Raw genomic sequence first — 6,241 nt, forward strand, 5'->3', positions numbered from 1 at the left:
TTTAATGGAAGAACATATTCAAATTTTTGATACAACACTTAGAGATGGTGAACAAACGCCAGGAGTCAATTTTACTTTTGATGAAAGATTAAAAATTGCCAAGCAACTAGAAAAATGGGGAGTAGATGTACTAGAAGCAGGTTTTCCTGCTTCTAGTACTGGTAGCTTTAAATCAGTAGAAGCTATAGCTAAAACTTTGACTACAACAGCAGTGTGTGGTTTAGCTAGATGTAAAAAATCTGATATTGATGCTGTATATGAAGCCACTAAAGAAGCTGTAAAACCTCAAGTACATGTATTCATTGCAACCTCCCCTATTCATTTAGAACATAAATTAAAAATGACTCAAGATGAAGTTTTAACATCAATAAAAGAACACGTTTCTTATGCAAAACAATTTTTTGAAGTCGTACAATTCTCTCCAGAGGATGCAACAAGAACTGAAATTCCATTTTTAATTGAATGTGTTCAAACTGCGATTAACGCAGGAGCCACAATTATCAACATCCCTGATACAGTTGGATTTAGTTATCCTACAGAGTATGGCGAAATTTTTAAACAATTAACACAGGCCGTTAAGTCAAATTCTAAAATTATCTTTAGTGCACATTGTCATGATGATCTCGGAATGGCAGTTGCTAATAGTTTAGCAGCTATTGAAGGTGGAGCTAGACGTATTGAAGGTACCGTGAACGGTATTGGTGAAAGAGCAGGAAATGCCTCACTTGAAGAAGTCGCTTTGGCTTTATATGTAAGGAAGGACCACTATGGTCTTGAATCTCAAATTAACCTTGAAGAAACTAAGAAAACATCTGACTTAATTTCAAGATATGCTGGTATCCGTGTACCTAGAAATAAAGCTATAGTCGGTCAAAATGCATTTAGTCATGAATCCGGAATTCACCAAGACGGTGTCCTTAAACATCGTGAAACCTATGAAATCATGACACCTCAACTTGTAGGTGTGAATACAACAGAATTGCCACTAGGTAAATTGTCTGGTAAACATGCATTTGCCGAAAAGCTTAAAGCTCTGGGATATGAAATTAAATTGGAAGATCAAGTTACATTATTTAAACAATTTAAAGAAATTGCCGATAAGAAAAAAAATGTATCCGATAGAGATATTCATGCGATTATACATGGCTCCGAACATGAACACAATGCTATTTTTCAACTTGATAACTTACAACTTCAATACGTATCTAAAGGTCTACAAAGTGCAGTAGTAGTTATAAAGGAAAGAAACGGACAAGTTAAACAAGATTCAAGTATTGGAACGGGTTCAATTGTTGCAATTTATAATGCTGTTGACCGAATTTTCAAGAAAGACGCAGAATTAATTGATTATCGTATTGATTCTGTAACAGAAGGTACTGATGCTCAAGCAGAAGTACATGTACGAATCATTATTAATCATATTGAAGTGACAGGCATAGGTATAGACCACGATATATTAAAAGCTTCATGTAAAGCATATATCGATGCTCATGCTAAATATATTTCAGAATATGAGTTGAAAGAAGGTATACGTACATGAGTTATAAAATAGTTGCCTTACCTGGAGATGGTATAGGACCAGAGATTCTATCTGGTACATTAGAACTTTTAAAATTAATAAGTGAAAAATATCATTTTGAATACCATTTGGAAAGTCATCATTTTGGAGGTGTTTCAATAGATTATTATGGTACACCTTTAACTAACGAAACATTACAATCATGTAAAAATGCAGATGCTATTTTATTAGGCGCGATTGGAGGGCCTAAATGGACAGACCCAAATAATCGTCCAGAACACGGTTTGTTAAAACTGAGAAAATCCTTAAATTTATTTGCTAATATTCGACCTACATTTGTAACTAAAGGGGCTAGTCATCTTTCACCACTAAAACAAGATATTGTAGAAGGCACAGATTTAGTTATAGTAAGAGAATTAACGAGCGGGATTTATTTTGGTGAACCAAGCTATGTTAAAAAAACCGAAGCTTTAGACTCATTAAAATATTCAAGTCAAGAAATTGAACGTATTGTGAGAATCGCTTTTAATCTTGCAAATCATAGACGTAAAAAATTAACTTCTGTTGATAAGGAAAACGTTCTATCCTCTAGTAAGTTATGGCGACAAATAGTAAACGATGTAAAAAAGGATTATCCAGAAGTAGAAGTTAATCATATGCTAGTTGATGCTTGTAGCATGCATCTGATCACCCAACCTACGAAATTTGATGTGATTGTAACAGAGAATCTTTTCGGAGATATTTTAAGTGATGAAGCATCTGTTATACCAGGCTCTCTAGGTCTTTCTCCATCAGCTAGTTTTGGTCAAACAGGTACACGTCTTTATGAACCAATTCATGGTTCAGCACCAGATATAGCTAATGAAGATAAAGCGAATCCATTTGGTATGGTTCTATCTTTAGCACTTTGCTTAAGAGAAAGTTTAAATCAAAATGATGCTGCTAACGAACTTGAGTCAATTGTTTACTCGTTTATTCAATCTAATAAGACAACTGCAGATTTAGGTGGACAATATCGAACTTCAGAAATTTTTAAATTGCTTAAAGAAAAATATCTATAAGAGGAGGAGAAAATTATGGGTCAAACACTGTTTGATAAAGTATGGAAAAAACATGTGCTTCATGGAAAAGAAGGTGAACCACAATTATTATACATTGATTTACATCTCATTCATGAAGTCACTTCTCCTCAAGCGTTTGAAGGACTTAGAATACAAAATCGTAAACTTAGAAGACCTGATCTAACCTTTGCAACTTTAGATCATAACGTTCCCACAATTGATATTTTTAATATAAAAGATGAAATTGCTAATAAACAAATTACAACTTTACAACAAAATGCTAAGGACTTTGGTGTACATATTTTTGATATGGGTTCTGACGAACAAGGTATTGTGCATATGGTTGGACCAGAAACTGGATTAACTCAACCAGGAAAAACTATTGTATGTGGAGATTCACATACTGCTACACATGGCGCATTTGGTGCTATCGCATTTGGGATAGGAACAAGCGAGGTTGAACATGTATTTGCCACACAAACATTATGGCAAACAAAACCTAAAAATTTGAAAATTAATATAAATGGTTCTTTACCAGCTGGAGTTTATGCTAAAGACATTATTTTATATTTAATCAATCAATATGGTGTAGATTTCGGTACTGGTTATGCTCTTGAATTTACAGGAGAAACTATAAAAAATTTATCCATGGAAGCACGTATGACGATTTGTAATATGGCTATTGAAGCAGGAGCAAAGTATGGTTTAATGCAACCTGATGAAACAACCTTTAGTTACGTAAAAGGTCGTCCTTATGCTACTGATTTTGATAGTTCTATGGCGTGGTGGAAAGAACTTTATTCTGATGATGATGCCTATTTTGATAAAGTTATTGAACTTGATGTAACAAATTTAGAACCTCAAGTAACTTGGGGAACTAACCCAGAAATGGGAGTTAGTTTTAGTAATCCATTCCCAGAAATTAAAAATGCAAATGACCAACGTGCTTATGACTATATGGGACTTCACCCAGGTCAAAAAGCCGAAGATATAAAATTAGGTTATGTTTTTTTAGGTTCATGCACGAATGCAAGATTATCTGATCTTATTGAAGCAAGTCATATTATTAAAGGACAACAAGTTCATCCAAATATTACTGCTATTGTGGTTCCGGGTTCAAGAACTGTTAAGAAGGAAGCTGAAGCTCTGGGACTAGATAAATTATTTAAAGATGCTGGATTTGAGTGGCGTGAACCAGGATGTTCTATGTGCTTAGGTATGAATCCAGATCAAGTTCCTGAAGGAGTACATTGTGCATCCACGAGTAATCGCAATTTTGAAGGAAGACAAGGCAAAGGCGCTCGTACACATTTGGTATCCCCTGCTATGGCTGCTGCTGCTGCGATTAATGGTAAATTCATTGATGTTAGAAAGGTGGTAGTATAATTGGAAATCAAACCAATCACTATATATACCGGAAAAACTGTCCCCCTTTTTTATGACAATATAGATACTGACCAAATCATTCCCAAAGTGCATCTTAAGCGGGTCTCTAAATCAGGCTTTGGACCTTTTGCTTTTGATGAATGGCGTTACTTACCTGATGGTAGTGATAATCCTGATTTTAATCCTAATAAACCAAAATATCATGGTGCGTCAATTCTAATTACTGGAGATAACTTTGGTTGTGGTTCTAGCCGTGAGCATGCAGCGTGGGCCTTAAAAGATTATGGTTTTAACATTATTATTGCAGGAAGTTTTAGTGACATCTTTTACATGAATTGTACTAAAAACGCAATGTTACCTATATGTTTAAATCAGAAAGAAAGAGAACATTTAGCTCAATTTGATGAAATAACTGTTGATTTACCTAATCAAACAGTGTCTACGGTGTCTCAGTCTTTTCATTTTGATATAGATGAAACCTGGAAAAATAAATTAATCCATGGCTTAGACGATATTGCTATTACTTTACAATTTGAAAATTTAATAGAAAAATACGAAAAAACTTTTTAAAGGTGTGAATGACAGTGACAGTAAGAACTAAAGTTTCGACAAAAGATATAGATGAAGCATATTTACGTCTAAAAAATATAGTAAAAGAAACTCCCTTACAATTCGACCATTACTTATCTCAAAAATATAATTGTAATGTTTATTTAAAAAGAGAAGATTTACAGTGGGTACGATCCTTTAAATTAAGAGGAGCTTATAATGCTATTTCAGTATTATCCAATGAAGAAAAAAATAAAGGTATTACTTGCGCAAGTGCTGGAAATCATGCTCAAGGTGTTGCTTATACTGCCAAAAAACTCAATTTAAAAGCTGTTATTTTCATGCCAGTAACTACACCACGACAAAAAATCAATCAAGTCAAATTCTTCGGGGATAGTAACGTAGAAATAGTATTAATTGGCGATACATTTGATCACTGCTTAGCACAAGCTTTAAACTATACGAAGCAACATAAAATGAATTTTATTGACCCATTTAATAATGTATATACTATTGCAGGACAAGGCACTTTAGCTAAGGAAATATTAAATCAAGCTGAAAAAGAGGATAAAACATTTGATTATGTATTTGCTGCTATAGGTGGTGGCGGTCTTATTTCAGGAGTGAGCACATATTTTAAAGCACATTCCCCCCATACTAAAATTATTGGTGTTGAACCAACCGGTGCCAGTAGTATGTATCAATCAGTCGTTATCAACCATAGTATAGTTACTTTAGAAAATATTGATAAGTTTGTTGATGGAGCTTCAGTAGCAAGAGTTGGTGATATTACCTTTGATATTGCGAAAGATAAAGTGGATGATTATGTTCAAGTTGACGAAGGAGCTGTTTGCTCCACAATTCTGGATATGTACTCTAAACAAGCGATTGTTGCTGAACCAGCTGGTGCTTTAAGTGTAAGTGCCTTAGAACAATATAAAAAGCAGATTGAAAATAAAACTATTGTATGCATAGTAAGTGGAGGCAACAATGATATTAATCGAATGAAAGAAATTGAGGAGCGTTCCCTTCTATTTGAAGAAATGAAACATTACTTTATTTTAAATTTCCCACAAAGACCTGGTGCTTTAAGAGAATTTGTCAATGATGTCCTCGGACCTCAAGACGATATTACAAAATTTGAATATTTAAAGAAAACATCACAAAACACTGGAACTGTTATTATAGGTATACAGCTGAAACATCATGATGATCTCATTCAGTTAAAAGATCGCGTATGTCAATTTGATCCTTCTAATATTTATATCAATGAAAATAAAATGTTATATTCATTACTTATTTAAGTTAATTTTATAACCAAATCCGAAGACGACGAATATATTATTAATTCGTCGTCTTCATTTTAGTATCTTATTTTAGAATGCCAGTTTGTTCCCTCGGCTAAGAAACTTTCTTCACTTGAGATAAGCGCTCGCCCTCTTGTGTTTCATTTTCGTCTCTTGTTGAACCTTGTAGCTCGACTAATTTCATTACTCTCGCTCCCAAATTCATAAGTTACAAGCGCTTTCTATTCCTCGATATGTTTACTTTTTCATATCAAACACTTTCTTTTTTAAAACTAATTTTGTATAAAAAAAGAGACCTTTCGGTCTCGATTAGGCTCATCGCATCCATACGATATTTGCCTAGCAACGTCCTACTCTAGCGGAACGTCAGTCCGACTACCATCGGCGCTAAGGAGCTTAACTTCTGTGTTCGGCATGGG

At 34.1% G+C, this 6,241-nt stretch carries 5 protein-coding genes and 1 rRNA gene; 5 read left to right on the plus strand and 1 reads right to left on the minus strand.

Annotation, left to right across the window (positions count from 1 at the left end):
• Positions 1-4 precede the first annotated feature (4 nt).
• Genes AC1Q7N_RS07065 through ilvA form a run of 5 tightly spaced genes read left to right on the plus strand, consistent with a single transcriptional unit; the run spans position 5 to position 5,819 of the window.
• The gene (locus tag AC1Q7N_RS07065; RefSeq protein ID WP_001830007.1) at positions 5-1,540 is read left to right on the plus strand and encodes a 2-isopropylmalate synthase; all 1,536 of its coding nucleotides are present in this window, start codon (positions 5-7) and stop codon (positions 1,538-1,540) included.
• Positions 1,537-2,580, plus strand: coding sequence for a 3-isopropylmalate dehydrogenase (gene leuB, locus AC1Q7N_RS07070; RefSeq protein WP_002457055.1), 1,044 nt, complete (start codon positions 1,537-1,539; stop codon positions 2,578-2,580). Before AC1Q7N_RS07065 ends, leuB begins: the two co-directional genes overlap by 4 nt.
• A 15-nt stretch (positions 2,581-2,595) precedes the next feature.
• Positions 2,596-3,966 carry a 3-isopropylmalate dehydratase large subunit gene (gene leuC, locus AC1Q7N_RS07075; protein WP_002457054.1) on the plus strand — a complete coding sequence of 457 codons (1,371 nt, stop codon included), beginning with the start codon at positions 2,596-2,598 and terminating at the stop codon, positions 3,964-3,966.
• A complete protein-coding gene (leuD, locus tag AC1Q7N_RS07080; protein ID WP_002457053.1) occupies positions 3,967-4,536 on the plus strand; it encodes a 3-isopropylmalate dehydratase small subunit in 570 nt (189 codons plus the stop codon).
• A 14-nt stretch (positions 4,537-4,550) separates the two neighbouring features.
• A complete protein-coding gene (gene ilvA / locus AC1Q7N_RS07085; RefSeq protein ID WP_001830018.1) occupies positions 4,551-5,819 on the plus strand; it encodes a threonine ammonia-lyase IlvA in 1,269 nt (422 codons plus the stop codon).
• 340 nt (positions 5,820-6,159) lie between these two features.
• On the opposite strand, the gene rrf is transcribed toward ilvA, so the two are convergent.
• Positions 6,160-6,241 (minus strand): 5S ribosomal RNA (gene rrf, locus AC1Q7N_RS07090); the annotation flags it as partial.

The sequence above is a fragment of the Staphylococcus sp. GW823-FHT05F06 genome (genome assembly GCF_058795495.1).